General features: G+C 50.3%; 14 protein-coding genes. 3 read left to right on the forward strand and 11 right to left on the reverse strand.

Annotated elements, in window-relative coordinates; translation table 11 throughout:
- Position 1: 1 nt before the first annotated feature.
- From gcvH to ACN5NT_RS04065, 3 genes are all read right to left on the reverse strand, one after another.
- Positions 2–397 (reverse strand): glycine cleavage system protein GcvH, encoded by a 396-nt coding sequence (gene gcvH / locus ACN5NT_RS04055; protein ID WP_136795306.1) that lies wholly within the window; start codon positions 395–397, stop codon positions 2–4.
- A 27-nt stretch (positions 398–424) separates the two neighbouring features.
- Positions 425–1,705: an aminomethyltransferase family protein gene (locus ACN5NT_RS04060; protein ID WP_136795307.1), complete on the reverse strand. Its 1,281-nt coding sequence runs from the start codon at positions 1,703–1,705 to the stop codon at positions 425–427.
- A gap of 62 nt (positions 1,706–1,767) precedes the next feature.
- Entirely contained in the window at positions 1,768–2,211 is a 444-nt protein-coding gene (locus tag ACN5NT_RS04065) for an Lrp/AsnC family transcriptional regulator (protein ID WP_136795308.1), read from the reverse strand.
- Positions 2,212–2,812: 601 nt separating this feature from the next.
- Here ACN5NT_RS04065 and ACN5NT_RS04070 point away from each other — a divergent pair.
- Positions 2,813–3,991, forward strand: coding sequence for an iron-containing alcohol dehydrogenase (locus ACN5NT_RS04070; protein ID WP_419174586.1), 1,179 nt, complete (start codon positions 2,813–2,815; stop codon positions 3,989–3,991).
- Positions 3,992–4,085: 94 nt separating this feature from the next.
- Here the strand turns inward: ACN5NT_RS04070 and ACN5NT_RS04075 are convergent, their stop codons facing one another.
- From ACN5NT_RS04075 to ACN5NT_RS04095, 5 genes are all read right to left on the reverse strand, one after another.
- A complete protein-coding gene (locus ACN5NT_RS04075) occupies positions 4,086–4,715 on the reverse strand; it encodes a CDP-alcohol phosphatidyltransferase family protein (RefSeq protein WP_419174587.1) in 630 nt (209 codons plus the stop codon).
- Complete coding sequence (locus ACN5NT_RS04080) at positions 4,708–5,364, reverse strand: ATP-binding cassette domain-containing protein (protein ID WP_419174588.1); 657 nt, start codon at positions 5,362–5,364, stop codon at positions 4,708–4,710. The genes ACN5NT_RS04075 and ACN5NT_RS04080 overlap by 8 nt, the downstream gene beginning before the upstream one ends.
- Positions 5,364–7,103: an ABC transporter permease gene (locus ACN5NT_RS04085; RefSeq protein WP_419174589.1), complete on the reverse strand. Its 1,740-nt coding sequence runs from the start codon at positions 7,101–7,103 to the stop codon at positions 5,364–5,366. The genes ACN5NT_RS04080 and ACN5NT_RS04085 overlap by 1 nt, the downstream gene beginning before the upstream one ends.
- Before the next feature lie 167 nt (positions 7,104–7,270).
- Entirely contained in the window at positions 7,271–8,482 is a 1,212-nt protein-coding gene (locus ACN5NT_RS04090; protein ID WP_419174590.1) for an ABC transporter substrate-binding protein, read from the reverse strand.
- A gap of 76 nt (positions 8,483–8,558) precedes the next feature.
- Positions 8,559–10,250, reverse strand: a complete 1,692-nt coding sequence (locus ACN5NT_RS04095) for a potassium channel family protein (protein WP_419174591.1) — start codon at positions 10,248–10,250, stop codon at positions 8,559–8,561.
- Positions 10,251–10,709: 459 nt separating this feature from the next.
- Here ACN5NT_RS04095 and ACN5NT_RS04100 point away from each other — a divergent pair, with 459 nt between their 5' ends.
- The gene (locus ACN5NT_RS04100; protein WP_419174592.1) at positions 10,710–11,720 is read left to right on the forward strand and encodes a hypothetical protein; all 1,011 of its coding nucleotides are present in this window, start codon (positions 10,710–10,712) and stop codon (positions 11,718–11,720) included.
- A 60-nt stretch (positions 11,721–11,780) separates the two neighbouring features.
- Positions 11,781–12,620 carry an NADPH-dependent 7-cyano-7-deazaguanine reductase QueF gene (gene queF / locus ACN5NT_RS04105; protein WP_419174593.1) on the forward strand — a complete coding sequence of 280 codons (840 nt, stop codon included), beginning with the start codon at positions 11,781–11,783 and terminating at the stop codon, positions 12,618–12,620.
- 86 nt (positions 12,621–12,706) lie between these two features.
- Here queF and ACN5NT_RS04110 read toward each other — a convergent pair whose 3' ends face one another.
- From ACN5NT_RS04110 to ACN5NT_RS04120, 3 genes are all read right to left on the reverse strand, one after another.
- Complete coding sequence (locus ACN5NT_RS04110; protein WP_419174594.1) at positions 12,707–14,035, reverse strand: DUF945 family protein; 1,329 nt, start codon at positions 14,033–14,035, stop codon at positions 12,707–12,709.
- A 224-nt stretch (positions 14,036–14,259) separates the two neighbouring features.
- Positions 14,260–14,940, reverse strand: a complete 681-nt coding sequence (locus tag ACN5NT_RS04115; protein WP_419174595.1) for a response regulator — start codon at positions 14,938–14,940, stop codon at positions 14,260–14,262.
- 15 nt (positions 14,941–14,955) lie between these two features.
- On the reverse strand, positions 14,956–16,395 hold the full coding sequence (locus ACN5NT_RS04120; RefSeq protein WP_419174596.1) for an ATP-binding protein: 1,440 nt from the start codon (positions 16,393–16,395) through the stop codon (positions 14,956–14,958).
- Positions 16,396–16,544 lie beyond the last annotated feature (149 nt).

Raw genomic sequence — 16,544 nt, forward strand, 5'->3', positions numbered from 1 at the left:
CTTATCCCTTGAGTGAATCCAGGTACTTTTCAGCGGTCATAAGCGCATCATAGTCGCCGCTGTCCGCAGGCTTTATTTCTACGATCCAGTTGGCATAGGGGTCTTCGTTGATCAACTCCGGAGAATCTTCGAGGGCCTCGTTGATGGCAACGACCTCACCGCCTAATGGCAGATAGAGTTCGGAGACCGCCTTAACAGACTCAAGCGATCCGAATTCATCACCTTTTTCCAAGCTGTCACCGACCTCAGGAAACTCCACAAAGACGATGTCTCCCAGTTGATCCTGGGCATAATCGCTGACACCTATCTTAATGGTGTCACCGGTCACCTGTGCCCACTCGTGATCTTCCGAATATCGGACATCGGCAGGCAGATTCAACTCACTTAATTCTTTCATTGGCCATCCTCCTTGAATTCTTTTTGCTTAAAGCATCTCTTTCATCGGTCTGCGCGCGGTTCTGTCGGGACGCACGTCAGAGACAATCTCAACTTTGATTTTCTTTCTTTTACCATCAGTTAAAATAACCTCCGTACCAACCGGGAGATTCTCACTGATTTGCACAAATCCACAGCTCAGTCCCTTGGGACTGAAATCTGCCGGTTTGCCGCTTTCTTCACTGCTGACGATGGAATAAATTCTGCCGTCTACCCGGCCTATGGCCATATCAGTGGCGCAGGTAAGAATCCGGCCGAGATGGTTCCCTTCAAGATCGGTGACAAAGGTAGTGTCGGCCACCACAATTTTCCGTGGATCGTAGCCGGCAAATGGCAGGGTGTGCAGGTAATTGGCAGTATCGGCAAGCGCATCACTGCCGATAAAGGATTTGGTAAAACCGCTGCCGTCGTCATTATAGGCTACGGCAAAGGGCCAGGGATTTGCCTTAAAAGGCCACGGCCCTATATCCTGATGGGAAAGCGGCAGAACAGCACCGGCTCTCAGCGAATCACGTGCAGCCAGACCGCAGGGCAGTACCCCAAACTCCTGACCGGCCTCAGCCACAGCCCGCCAGACTTTTACGAAATCATCGATACTGAGGAAAAGTTCAAAGCCGAACTCACCGGTATAACCGGTTCTGGAGAGCATTATGCTGGTGCCATCAACCAGGATTACCGGCTGTTCGGAAGAAATATCGTCAAAACCACCTTTGAAAGAGAAATAGACCAGTTTGTCAAAAACGGTTTCGGGGTCGGCCAGTAGCTTCTTCATCACTTTGGCAGCGAGCGGCCCCTGGATGTCCATCTTGCCGACACGATCAGTGCGGTCTGTCACCACCGCGCCATATTCGCCGTTATTTTCTACGAGTCTGGTTGCAATCCCGGCTCCCATACCGGCGTTGACCACCACCATATAAGCGGTTTCGCCGGTCTGGTAGACAATGGCATCATCAAGGGTGGTACCATCCTGGTTGAGAAAAATTCCGTAAACGCAACGGCCGGTACTGAGTGGATTTTTTTTCAGGCCGACACAATGATCGAGATCCTTGCTGAAGCAGAATTGCAGAAGAGCTCTCGCGTTTTCACCCGTTACGGTTACCACGGCCATGTGACTGGTATCGAATATGCCGGCACCGGTAATAACTGCGAGGTGCTCGGCTTTTACCCCGGCCCGATACCAGAGGGGCATCTCATATTGACCAAAAGGTGCTATATTTGCACCATGCTCCACATGCCAGGAATGCAAAGCGGTACGTTTCAATTCGTCCATGTAGATCCTCGGATAGTTGGCCCCGGTCCGGCAGCGCTCACAATCGAGGTGCTAACTGACCGTTACAAGGGCATGGGCAGTTTCAGATTAAAACTTTTATAAACCACAAAGCTTTCTACTGAGCGTACGTTTTCTATAGTGGAGACTTCCTCGGTATAAAACCTGAGCATGGTGAAATCCTTGGTCAGCAGTACGGTTACGATGAGATCGTAGCGCCCTGTAACAACACAGACCGAGGTGACACCCTTCAGCTTGCTGAACTCTTCGCCTTTTTTGACCAGATCCATGTCCTTGACCTTAACTCCGACCATAACTACCCCGAGATCGGGTATAGCTTCAGGGTCGACCAGGCCGGCGATATCCAGCACACCTTCGTCTGTGAGTTTACGGACACGGGTACGAACAGTCCCCTCCGATACACCAAGTAAATCGGCAATCTTCTTGAATGGCACCCTCCCATCCTTCAAGTGACGTATAATTGCCAAATTGATTTCATCGATGATCATCACATTCCTCCCCACTTCTCTCTATTCTCTTTAAAAGATTACGTCAAACTAAAGATACTGTCAACTTAAAGCGTTAAATTTCACGCATATCGTATTTTCAAAGCATTTTTCTGACATGTTCAACGCGTTTACCTGAATTTCAGCTGTATCTTCCTATAACTACAGCACGAACTGTGCAGAGAACCTGAATATGGGTAGAGCTATCCTGTGCAAATGAAGAAAACCAGGCGTTGGTTTTCTGCCTGTGCAACCTGCAACTGGTGGGAAATGGAGGCGAAGCAGATTTGCCGGAACGCGCCCTTAAAACTCAGGCATGGGAAGAAACAATCTGACCGTAAAAACCGGATTGGGCTAATAATATACTCTATTTTCGGGAAATAGTTTAATATCATTTTGCTTTCACTATTGCACTCTACAGCCCATCCTCCGGTCGACCCATACATATAAATCCATGTGGGAGTCAGGTTTTTAAATCTTGACAAGCTGCCAACCACTGAACATGATTTTATGTTGAATCAGTAATATATCTATTCCTGGTGCGTTACAGTTGCCCGTCTGCTCACTAGCAGCGCCACCAGCCCTCTAACCTCAAGGAGTGAATATGGATTTCAATTATTATATCCCCACCAGGATTCTTTTTGGCCCAGGCAAGCTCAATGAACTCGCAAACGAGCAACTGCCAGGAAAAAAGGCACTGGTCGTAATTTCCGGCGGCACTTCCATGAAGGCCAATGGGTATCTCGACAGAGTGGTCAGCCTGCTCAACACGCAACAGGTTGAAGCTGTCGTTTTCGATAGAATTCTGCCCAATCCAATAAAACAGCACGTCATGGAGGGAGCGGCGATCGCCCGCGAAAAAGGTTGTGACTTTGTCATTGGTCTTGGCGGCGGCAGCAGCATCGACAGCGCCAAGTCCATTGCCGTAATGGCCAAAAACCCTGGCGACTACTGGGATTATATTGGTGGTGGCACCGGTAAAGGCCACCCGGTTGAAGGTGGTGTGCTGCCTATCGTCGCCATCACCACCACCGCGGGCACCGGCACCGAAGCCGATCCCTGGACCGTAATCACCCACGAGGAGCGCAACGAAAAGATTGGCTTCGGCACCCCCGAAACTTTTCCGGTACTCTCCGTGGTCGATCCTGAGTTGATGCTGACAGTCCCGCCCGAGCTTACAGCCTACCAGGGCTTTGACGCCTTTTTCCACGCAGCTGAAGGGGTTATCGCCAACATTGCCACACCGGTGAGCGATATTTACGCGCTGAAATCAATTGAACTGCTGAACACTTCACTCCCGGCTGCAGTGGCAAATGGTCAGGACCTGGAAGCGAGAACCAACGTCGCCCTGGCCAATACCCTCTCGGGTTTCGTGGAATCCACCTCTTCCTGCACCTCAGAGCACTCTCTGGAACACGCTTTAAGTGCCTACTACCCCAAACTGCCACATGGAGCCGGACTCATCATGCTGAGCCAGGCCTATTTCACCTTCTTTGCCGATAAGGCACCAGAGAGGCTGACCCTGATGGCTCAAGCCATGGGTAAAGATGTGAACAGTGTTGAGCCTGAGCGTCAGCCACTGCTGTTTATAGAGGCCCTGGCAGAGCTGCAGAAGAAATGCGGAGTGGACAACCTGAAGATGTCTGACTACGGAATCAGCGAGGAAGATATCCCCAAGTTAGCGCAAAACGCTTTCGATACCATGGGATTTCTATTCACTCTTGATAGATATGAAATGACGCTGGATGATGCCATATCCATAATCAGGAAGGCGTATAAGTAATCCGTGGGACGTTGGAAGTACACGTTATCTGTTACTTGAGGTGACTACACAATTACTTCCAACGTCCAACTTCATGCCTCCAACGCCTTCCACCTCACTCCTCACCGTAGCCCTCCGATTCTGACAGCGTCTTATACCCACCCCACACCCGGGTTGCCGTGGTCAAGAAACAGAGTACGGCAAAACACCAGGCCATTACCGGAAATGCGGCCGGGAACAGACAGATCGCCACAAAAAAGAGGATTGTCTCAGTACCCTCGGCGAGACCTCCCAGATAGTAAAAACCTTTATGGGGGTAGGTAATATTTACCAGTCCCCTACGCTCAGCCATGATGGCGTAGGCCAGAAAACTCGCCCCCGTTCCCACAAAAGAAAAGATCAGTACGGCTGCCGGCAGGCCATTGACCGCGGGATCGGCCAGGCCAAAGCCGACGACTACCCCGGAATAGAAGATAAAGTCGAGCACAATATCAAGGAATCCACCCGCGTCGGTGGTGACCTTGATACGAGCCAGTGCCCCGTCCAACCCATCTGCGATTCTATTGATCAGGATTAAAGCAAGTGCTGTCAGATACCAGCCCATTGCCAGGGCCGGGATGGCCAGCATACCAACCAGAAAGCCAGCCAGGGTTACCTGGTCTGCAGAGACACCCCGTTTATTGAGCCACTTTGCTCCGCACTCCAGTCCGCCCTTAAGCCAACCAGTTGTCCAGCGATCAAGCATTCATGTCTCCTGCCAGTTGCGGATTTTGGCGTAATTCAATCACCGCACCACCACAGCTATCCTCAAAATCATGAGTCACCAGAAGGGCCGGGATAGCCAGAAAAGCAATCTGCTCGTGCACAAACTCCCTGAAGCTTGCCCGCAGTGGTTTATCGAGCTTTGAAAATGGTTCATCAAAAAGAACAGCCTCCGGCTTGGCCAAAAGTGTTCGAAGCAGACTCACCCTTGCCTTCTGTCCACCCGAAAGGGTCGCCACATCACGCCGGATAAACTCTTCAAGTCCGGCCCGTTTTAGATTGTGCACGATAATTTCCTCCCGCTCAGTCCGTGACAGGCCCTGGGGTAAACCAAAGGCCAGGTTGCCGAACACATCAAGATGGGGGAACAACAGATCGTCCTGGAAAAGGATACCGACCCGGCGCTTTTCCATGGGCATATCATTCAATCTTCTACCATTTAAAAAGATATCACCGACAACTTTAAAACCGTGTACCAGATTACCGGCAACGGCGCCAAGGAGAGTTGATTTACCGCAACCGCTCGGCCCCATGATGGTGGTAATCTCTCCTGCACCGATGCTCACGTTAACCGGTGCAAAAAGCTGCTCCCCTTTATGATGAACCTGTACCTCATCCAAACGTAAAGTCATCACCATTCCCCTTTTTCATTCTGCATCGCACGTCTGTTACGAAAGGCCCAGGCAGGCAGAAAAATTGCCAGGGTGTACATCAGCATCGGCAACAAAAACTGACAGAGCGCATAGACCGCCACAACCCTTCGATCCGACCCACCGGCAAGGCTAACTGTCTCGGTGGTAATGGTCATAAACCGGCCCGCTCCAAGATACATCGTCGGCAAATATTGAGCCACACTTACCGCGAAACCGGTTGCTAACGCAAAAACAATCGGCTTGGCCAGCATCACCAGTTTGACCCTGAAAAAGCTACGTAGCGGTGAACCGGATAAACTCACCGCCACCTGGGTATAACGATTGTCAAAACCTCTATAAACACCAGAAAGCGTAAGAAAGACATATGGCAGAACAAAAATAAGATGAACTCCCACCATGCTCAGCCAGGTTCCCTCAACACCAAACAAGACCGCAATGGTCTGGATACCGAACAGGAATGCAATCTGTGGCACCAACAAAGGCAGATAGACCAGCCACATGACCTTCTGGCTATCCGCCCTGCGCCCTTTTCGTGCCAGCTCAATCTCATTTTCGAGACAACCTATTACCAGCACTACTGCAATGAGAGTTGCCAACACCCCGACCACAAGAGCAATCCATACCGGCTCAGCAGTCTGGGACACTCCACGGGCCCAGAACCTGAGGCTGTAGACCCCGGGCAACGACTCAGGAAATCGCCAGCTCCGCGTGAAAGACCAGAGAACAAGCACCAGAAATGAAAGCAGACTGACCAGCAACAGCAGGGCAGAGCTGAAATATGCGGTCGCTCCCGACAAACCGAATCGCTCTGAGATTGAACTGCGGCTGCCGTCAATGAGCCTGTCCCTGCTCAAACGATTGATAATCTTTTCGGCCAGCAGAAAAACGGCGATTGCCGCCATCACCAGCAAAAAAAGCCAGGTCGCACCCGCGGCCCCCAACAGACGATACCCCACGTCTGAATCATTAAACCAACGATCCACCAGGACCGATAACGTCGGCGGTAGATTCGGCCCCAGAATCAAGGCCACATCCACAACACTTAAAGAATAGGCAAGTACTGCTAAAACCGGCAATCGCAGATGAGGGTAAAGTTGCGGCAGTACCAACCGGGTCCAGATACGGGACCTGGAGTAGCCGAGACTGTGGCCGACCCAGAGTGTTCTGCGGATATCCAACTGATTGAGACCGCTGAGGCACATTAAGAGTAAAAAAGGAATTTCCTTGAAAGCAAGGGCCAAAGTCAGGCTGATCCCGTATGCATCCTTCACGGTTGCCCAGCCCGGCGGCACCTCAAACCCTGTTAACTCTGGTGAGATAATCCGCACCAGCCAACCGCTGGGCGCAATCAGGAAACCGAAACCAATAGCAAAGGCCGCATGGGGCATAGCCAGAAGGACAGCCAGTGACCGTTCAAGAAGGCGCCAGAGGGAAGTTCCGTAAATCTGGATTGTAATGAGCAGAGAAAGCCCAAGGGCAATCAGGGTTGCACCAAGGCCGGTCGTGATAGTGTGAAAGGTTGCAGATGAAAAGCCGGGCTCACGAAAGAGTGTGAAAAAAACCGATACATTCAGATCATACGCCCCGATTGCCGGTAAGTAACCGAGCGCTGGCAACCAGGTGCCGGCCAGACCAATCAGGATGGGGATACAAAAAGCCGACAGGGTCAGAATGGGAAAAAGCGCAAGTCTGCTCCCTGGTCCGGTAGGTTTATCCACAGAACTCATCGATAATTACGCCTCAGGAGTCTGGTGGAGAAGAACATTTTTTTGTTCAGGTCCTGATTTCGGGTTACAGCTGAGCTGAGCCATTCAGTTGATATCACCAGCATCAATTTTCAACCAGCAAAGTCGAACATGGCCCAGGAGGTTATGCCTGCAGAGGCCTACTTCCGGTAGCGGGCAAGCCAGGTCGTCTCCAACGCCTCAACCCAGGACGCATGGGGTTCCAGGCGAACTTTGCCAAGCTCCTGCGGGCTCAAGGTTGCAACACCTGCCTCAATATTGTCAAAAAGCTGTTTCTGCTCCGGTGTCAGCTTGCCCATGGCCAGAACGGTAGGATCACCCCAGATAGCCGGGTCCGCTTTTCTCGCCTGGGCTTCAGGCGACATCAGAAAATCTGCGAAGACCATGGCGCCCTCTTTGGCAGATGAGTTGAAGACCACCGCCAGGAAATGGCTATTTCCGATGGTGCCGCCCTCATGCACATAGGTCCGGATACTCTCCGGCAATTCACCGCTGGCGATGGCATTGCTGGCATCATTTGGGTTGAAGCTGAGGGAAATGAATATCTCACCGTCACTCAGCAGCTGCTTCATCTCAGGAGCACCATTGGCAAAAGTTCTGCCACTCCGCCACATTACCGGGTGCAATTCATCCAGAAACGCCCAAAGCGGCGCGGTAATTTTTTCGAAATCGACCGCATCCACAGGTTCTTTCAGTAACTCAGGATTTTCAACGAGTTCCAGCAGAGCCTGCTTCAAAAAGGTTGTGCCGTGAAATTCGGGCGGAGCCGGATAGGTCACCCGGCCAGGATGGGTTTTAGCGTAAGCAAGCAGCTCCTGCATGTTAGCCGGTGGATTCGTTACATGAGCGGTGTCATACATGAACACCAGCTGAGCCATTCCCCAGGGTGCTTCAAGGTTTTCTACAGCAATGGTGAAATCATATAGAGTTGTTGGTTTGTTCTCAGTATCTACAAGCTGATAGGAGGGAAGTTTATGGGTAAATGGCGGACCAAGCAGGCCCTGTTCTTTCATGGCCCGAAAGTTTTCACCATTAATCCAGACCAGATCGACTGTGCCGCCGCTGGTTCGTCCGGCGCTTTTCTCTGCCAGGATGCGGCCGACCACATCACCTATATCGGTGACCTTCACGTGTTTGACCGTCACGCCATATCTCTTCTCGACTTCAGCCGAAGCCCAGCGTATGTACTCGTTTATAACCTCGGAGCCGCCCCAGCCATTATAGTAAACAGTCTGCCCCTTTGCTTTGGCGACGATAGACTGCCACTCACTATTTTCTGTTTCCGCCTGCAACTGGTTGACCAGCACCAGCATTGCAAGCAGTACAGCTCCTACAAATCTACCCAGCTTCATTCTTCCCCCTTGTGCGATAGTCGGCGGCAATGCCCCCCCTGGATTCAAAGCGAGTTTGTGTAAGATTTTTGAGAAATTAATAAACCTCGGCGAATTTCATTTCCGCTTCGGTTGTGCCGATCAGGATAAGTTCATCTCCATCACGGAGTGGTAAGGTCGGGTCAGGCCCCACCAGCAGATCCCCATCTGATTTGATGGCGACAACCGAGCAACCGGTAAGAGGCCTGATCCTGCTCTCGACTAAGGTCTTGTCCACCAGTTTTCCAGGTACAGGCAGGCTGAAGATATTGAGTCCCTCAGTAAACATGGAAACCTCGTCTGTCTTCAGCGAATTGATAACGGCGTTTGCGCCCATGGACGCGTAAGAAAGTACCAGATCCGCTCCGGCCATGTGCAGTTTCGGAACGTTACGCTCATTCGTGGATCGACAGATGAGCTGTACATCCGGTCGTAGCTGGCGGCAGTAGAAGCTGAGATAAATATTCATCGCATCATTATGTGTCGTCACGATAACAGCGCGAGCTTTATCGATGCCAGCCTCCTTCAGAATGTTGAAATCCGCAGCATCCCCCATGATGAACTTCTCGTCGCTTGAAGCGACGGCTGCCCGTTTTTCAATGATCCTGTAAGGAATATTATGCTGTTCCAGTACCTCTGCAGAAGCGAGCCCGACCCGGCCGCCACCGAGAATAAGGACGGGTGCGTCTTCGTCAAAGCCGGTTTCGACAGCCACATAGAGCTTTTCAAAATTTCGCAGCTGTTCTTTGGTACCGGCCAGTAAAAGCAGAGTGCTGTCAACGATCCTGGCATCCGGGTGGGGAGCATCGAAACGCCCTTTATCCCATAGACCAATGATGGTGGTTCCGGTGCGTTGTCGGAGGTCTACATCAATAATCGCCTTACCGGCAAGACTCGTTCGTTTTGCCGAAATCTCCGCAATATACAGTTCATCGAAATTACTAATAATTGTCGTAGCACTACCAAGGCCCACCGTCCGCTCGGCAAGTGCAAAACCCAACATCTTCATAAACTGAAAGACATGGGTATTGCCGGGATAGTTCAAAATATCCAGAGAATGATCCCGGTCTGCGGAAGTCACAATGGGCACACTCTTGCTGATCTCGCGCACGGTAAATGCGATATTTGTGTTCATCAGATCATCATTGGTGGCCACAACCATCGCCGCATCGTGAATGCGGAGTTTTTTAAAAGTCTCAGGATCGTCAGGTTCCCCGACCACCACCTTGTAGCCGGCATCATGAAGTTCGCCACCCTGCTGCTGGTCGGCTGCGATCACCACATACTCATAATTTCTGCGCGAAAGTTTTTCGATCAGTTTTTGGGTAATAGGCTCCAGGGTGGTTATGATCACGTGTCCCTTGGTACCTTCCGGAAGCTCGCGGGGAGTACGGCTTTTGACCTGTGCCTCGAGCCAGGGTTCGTAGAAAAACTGAATAAAGGTAAACGGCAGCATGATCAGCATACAGATCACACCTGTCACCAACACAAAAATAGTAAAGACCAGCCCGAGATCACTATGGAATGTGATATCGCCGAACCCCAAGGTGGACATGACGGTGAGAGCCCAATAAAACCCGGTCACCCAGCTGAACTGTCTGCCCTCATAGACCATCAGGACATGGAACATTATACTATAAACAGTTACCAGGCTGCACAAAAAGCCTAGAAACTTAGCTAGCAGCACCAGATTGCGCTTGGTCGTCTTATTTTGAAAAAAATAGAGGATTTGAGACGGTAAATATTTCATAGCTACTGGTATAATACGTACAAAAGGCTATTTAAAGCGTAGTCAGGGTCAGGGCGATTTCCGCTGACGTAACCCCTCACCTGTTTTCACTTCTCACCTGCAGACAACCATGCACCTGAACACAAGACAATACCCAGGGTAATCTCCTGTTCAGGCAACAAAAAATCAAACACGGAATCCGGGTAACAAAGTAAACCAATTCCAACGAAGTGCAGAAGCTATAATGGAACTAACTAATTATCAATGAAATTTTTCCGATCAAATCCTGTTACACTGCATCAGTTGTTCACCGAGAGATTTATTTTAAAATTCAATAATTCATTTTATGCCAGCATACCACCCTGTCTGGCGTAACTCGCAAAGATAAACCTGATGATTTATCAACAGCATCTCATTACAGTATATAAAACGAGTTGAAAACATTTCTCCCCCCGGAAGCCTTTAAATGCGCCAAATGTTATGTACCTTGCCACTCTTTTTCATGGTGAAGATATTCAGTACCAGATTCGCCAGTCTTATCAGGTTGACAACAGTGGGCTGTTTTCTCACCGGATCATCCACGACCTAGGTCGGGAGCCACGCCAATTTATAGAACAGCCTTATGACAATGTAATTTTGTTTGATAGCGGGCTCTTCAAGTCCGTCGCAGAGTTCACCGACCGGGACCCTGATCTGTTGCTTGAAAATTTGTTATGGAATTTTCTCCCCAGGGGTTACCGCGACAGGCTGGCTCAATTTGACCGCTGCAATGGTGACCCCGGCCCGATGACCGACCAGCAGAGGGCAGCCATCGACAGACAGATCCATATGTTCGACAGACGCCGGATCTATTATCTCTATTACGGTGCGGTCGATCAGAGCAAAATTTTCTCCATGCGCCCACCCGTTTTAAGACCGTTGCTTAACCAGAGCAGAGATGAACGGGAGTATGTTTTTGTAGAGATGGAAAAGGCACTGGACCCTGGCGAGTACCGCAATTACATTTATGCCATCCTCAACCTGCATGTGTATTTTACCGCTTCTTACGCCACGTACATGCCTGAAGCATTGCCCGAGCAGGAAGTTGCCGATTATTTCGTTGAGGCGCTATGCAGTTTAAACAGCGCTCATTCTTTCTGGCAACACGAACCGGAGCAGACGTGGCTGCACCCGCATCTGGTACGATATATGATAATGTTCTTTGATTACATTCCCAGAAACAGAAGTTATCAAAATGACTTTATTCGCCAGTTCATGAACGACCATCGCCGCTTCTTCTGGCCCGATCGCACCAAAGATATTGCAGAAGACGAGGTCGTCAAACTCTATGGACAGTCATTAAAGTCTCTTAAAGAAATGGAGTCAAAAGAACTCAGCAGACTCTATAGGAAAAAAGCTCTCGAATTGCACCCCGACCAGGGTGGCGACCATGACGCTTTCGTGGAGCTCAACCGAATCTATCAGCTCCTGCAGAAATCCGCCCGGAACTGATCATCCACTCCAACCAGGAGCGCTGACGATGAATCGGCGCCTACAATAAAAGAAAAATACATGAAAATCGAAACCTTGCTCGGCAAGGACGTACAATACAGTTCTCATTACGATCCCAAACTGCTGCAACCAATTCCCAGAAACCTTGGTCGTGGCACCGCCCAACTCCCAGGGGCCACCGGCCAGTACCCTTACCACGGTGAGGACATCTGGAATGTTTACGAAGTCTCCTGGCTATCCGCCAATGGAAAACCCGAGGTTGCCATTGCCGAGATCAGAGTTCCGGCCACCTCAGAATTTTTGATCGAGTCTAAATCGCTCAAGCTCTATTTCAACTCTTTCAACATGACCCGCATTGAAAATGCTGCATCTCTTACTGCAATACTTGAAGGAGATCTCGGTCAGGCCGCCGGCGGGAAAGTCAACGTCACACTCACCCTGGCCAATCAATTTGACGGGGTACAGGTGGCTGAGCCGACCGGAATCTGCCTGGATGAACTGGAATGCAACGATTTCAGCTATAAGGTAGACCCTTTGCTGCTCACGGCTGATCCTGAATCAACCTCCGCCTCTGAGACCCTGTTCAGCCGCTTATTCCGCTCCTGCTGTCCGGTAACCGGCCAGCCCGACTGGGCCACGGTACAGGTCAGTTATGAAGGCAGGAAAATAGAGCGTGCCGGGTTACTCCGTTATCTCGTCTCATACCGGGAGCATACCGGCTTCCATGAGGCCTGCGTTGAACAGATCTTTCATCACCTTATGGAACAATGCCGGCCTGATTACCTTGAAGTCTCTGCCCGCTTTACCCGTCGCGGCGGTATCGATATCAACCCGGTCCGGTCCACTTCTGCCTCCAACTCAGCCAGGCAGTGGCCGAATATCCGTGATCCCCGCCAGTGAACCTGACAGCATGAAAGAAAAAACCCGGAATCAGTCTGGAGCTGATTCCGGGTTTTGGCCTGTATGATTGTTACAACAACTGAATATCAATAATTGAGATTAACCTGCTCTCCGTTCAGGTAGAGTTTCTGTTCGCGGGTCTCGGCGTGGTGTTTCAGTGTTTCACCTTCTTCCACAAAAAATCCCTTGCTCATTCCCGGCAATAGCGGAGTAATCATTTGAGCCTTATTTTCCGCCAGCACTGACGGCATAACAAAGTCAGAAGTGTAGTCGAGATATTCAAAAATCATCTCAGGATCATTCATCATGGGCATGATTTGGGCCATGGTCAGATCTTTTTTCATTTTCAGCACGACACCACCGCTCAAGTCCCCCTGGGGCAAGGTGGCCGACATATCCTTCACATACACCTCAAATCCCTCTTTGAGGAATTTCTCGTAAATGGCCATGAGCTGCAGCCCATAATTCATCATTTTGTCCTGCAGCACCCTTTCCAGCGCTTTCGGATCATCCCCCACGGTGGAAATATCGGTAAAGAGCTTGCCGGCAAGTTCCAGATAAAGCCGCATTGCTTCTTCATATGCTGCACCATCAACACCTTTTGCGCCAATAGTGACCGTCGCGTCTTCTACCTTTTCAACCCCATCGCTGATTTCTTCGACTCCATAGAGCGCCTCTATGGCCAAGGCCTTTTTCTCCTGGTCATACTCTACCCCATACTCGACGCTGAGATCAGTCATAGCAATTTTCTGAGCCTGCTCCTCGGCAGTGATGGAGGCAACTCTGAGTGCAGTCACACCTTCCCATATATACGTCGAAATCTTGGTTACATCAGAGCTGAAGGCGACATTATTCACCGCCACCGTACCAGGAATTGCCGCACCTCCCCAATCTCCCGTCATCACGAAAGAATCAAGCTGCAGATCAGTATCAAAACTCATAGTGCCAGGCTGCACTTCAATGGTCTGGTCTTCAACCGCAAGGGAGAACGCGCTGATATCAATCTCGGAATGAATGTCACCGGTAACAGCGTAGGTAGTAACCAGGCTTACCGGCTCTTTACCACCAAGTTTTTCCTCAATAAATTTCAGGTACCAATCATTTTTTTCCAGACTGCTGTATGAAGTTACATCGGTAAAACCATGCTCGGCTCGTTCAAGCAGGATAATCTCATCAATACCATAAAGTGCTTTCAAATCTCCGAGATTGAGCTTCCACTCGATCTCCGAGTTCAAAAAACCCCGTTCATAACGCACCAGAGTTGCCGACGCGTTGGTTCCACTCTCGGTATACATCCTGTTCAGTTCGTCCAGGCACCGGTTGAACCCTTTTTCCATAATGATGCCGTTTACAAACGGCATACAGCATGCAGCTATCGCCAGAATCAGGACGATACCGATAGCTATCTTTTTCATGCCTACTCCTTGATGTACGTGTTAGTTGCCAAATACTTCTCAAAAACGGCAGATTTCAATTACAGGTCAAAACTCAAGGCTCTGAAAAGAGCCTTACTTTAGCATAGCTACCCTATCAGGCTTATGGAGATGTCGCAAGATTTCAATGAAGAAAAAACATCAAAAAAAGCAGGATGTTCAATCCACAGGGAGGGCGTTGGAGCTTACCTGGGAAGAGAGGAAAATCAGCTCTCGGTTGCATCGAACTTATAGCCTGCGCTGTAAACGGAATGAATCAGTTCCCCGCTATACACCTCGCTGATTTTTTTACGCAACTTTTTAATATGGCTGTCGATGGTACGATCGCTCACCACCCGCTGATCCGGATAGATTTTGTCTATCAACTGGCCACGGGAATAGATCCTGCCCGGCTGCCCGGCCAACAGAGCAAGCAGATGATATTCCACCACAGTCAGGTTGAGCAGATTGCCGTTCAATCGTACCTGCAGCTTGTCGGCATCAAACTGTATTCCCACCTTTGTATTTTCCGAAAGGGTTCTTTGAGAACTCCGCCTGAGCACCGCCTTTACCCGTGCTACGACCTCCCGTGGGCTGAACGGCTTGCAGACATAATCGTCCGCCCCGAGTTCAAGGCCGCGCAGTCTGTCCTGCTCTTCCACCCGCGCGGTCAACATGATTACCGGCACCGTCGAAAATTGCCGAAGCTCTGCACATATTTCCAGCCCGCCACGCCCCGGAAGCATCAGATCGAGCAGAATCAGGTCAGGCTGGTTATTCTTCACCCAATCAATCACCCTATCACCACTGTACAGCTGATGGCTGCCAAAGCCGGCCTGGCGTAAATAGTCGCTGAGCAGTTGTGCCAGCTCCCTTGCGTCCTCAACTATGAGAATTGTCTGTTCCATATAGAATCTATTTTCTCAAATATCTGCCAAAGGCAAGGTGACCTCTACCCGCAAACCACCGAGATTTGAGTGCGTTGCCTTTATTGTTCCATTATGTCCTTTAACGATATTCCAGCAAATAGACAAGCCGAGCCCGGCCCCGCCGGATTCCCGGCTGCGTGAACCGTCTACCCGGTAGAGCCGTTCAAAGAGCCGCTCAAGATGCTGATCCTCCACCCCCGGAGCACTGTCCTCGATGACAAAACTGAGGCTATCTTCCCGCTGGCCTACACTGATCAACAACCTTCCGCCGGGGTCTGTATAGCGGACAGAGTTTGCGATAAGGTTGGTAAAGAGCTGCTTTAATCGTTCGTTATCGGCAAAAAGAGTCGCATCACTCTCAATATCCGCATGCATTTCAAGACTCAGCCCTGCCGCTTCGATCTGTGGCTTGAACAAAGAGACAGCCTGCTCAAGAGCCCAGCATGGTTCTACCTCTGCCCGATTATAGCTCATCGCGCCCTTATCGGAGAGCGATAATTGATACAGATCATCAACCAGCAGGTTGAGATACATCACTTCCCGGTACAATTCAGAGAACAGCTCCGGTGTCGGGCTATAGACCCCATCCTGCAAGGCTTCGACTTTACCGCGCAGAATAGACAATGGCGTGCGCAGCTCGTGGGAAATATCCGCCACCCACTGACTGCGTGCAAGTTGATTTTTCTCCAGTGTTGCCGCGAGGTCATTGAAGTTTGCCGCCAACTGACCTAGTTCGTCACCTGAGGTATTGTCAATTCGGGTCTGGTACTTACCTGAAGCAAGCTCTCTGGTGGCCGAGGTTAATTCACGTATGGGCCTGGTCAGGAAAAGAGCCAGAGGGAAAAATAACCCGGCGGCAATGAGAACACCGGCCACAGAGACAAGTATCAGGGCCAGGCGATGCTGTCTCATAAATACCACCTGCTGACTTTCTGTGAGCTGTTTGGTCGGGTATGCCCCCAGGTAACCGACGACCCTGTTCTGATAGCGTATTGCAATGAGGTCACTGTTCTTCTGACTCTTTTCAAAACCGAAGATCGTTCGCTCGTTCTCATCTAAAAGAAAAATACGCTCAAAAAAATGTGGCGGCAAATCCTCCGGCGGAGGCCCGGCCCTTTTAATATGAGGATGGAATCTGCCTTTCTCAATCCGCCTGAGCATTGCCTCCTTGAATTTTCCCTCCGGGTAACTGCCCACCACGATTTTCGCAACGTCGCGCGGATCATGCAGTACCCATTCCCAGCTTCCAAAACGTTCATACTGCTGTTGCAGCTCCCCGGCAATATGTTCGAGCTGAACCTGCTCTTCCGTATTGATATAGTTGAGAAATCCCCGATCGAAACTCCACTGCAGCACCAGGGTCATGTAGATGATGACAGCGAGAATCGCCGCAAGCAGCGCTGCAAAGAGTTTGTAGTGAATTGAAATTTTCATGGTATCTATCGGGTTGAGTGTAGGCGGTTGCAGGGTACAACAGAGGCATTAACTACCTGGTGGTCAATATCTGTCTACTACCAGATTCTCATCATTTTACCCGGCAAAATCAGTACGCTGCAAAAACTTTCACATTCTTTGCATATTGT

Source organism: Desulfosediminicola sp. (genome assembly GCF_048381775.1).
GTDB classification, from domain to species: domain Bacteria; phylum Desulfobacterota; class Desulfobulbia; order Desulfobulbales; family Desulfocapsaceae; genus Desulfopila; species Desulfopila ganghwensis.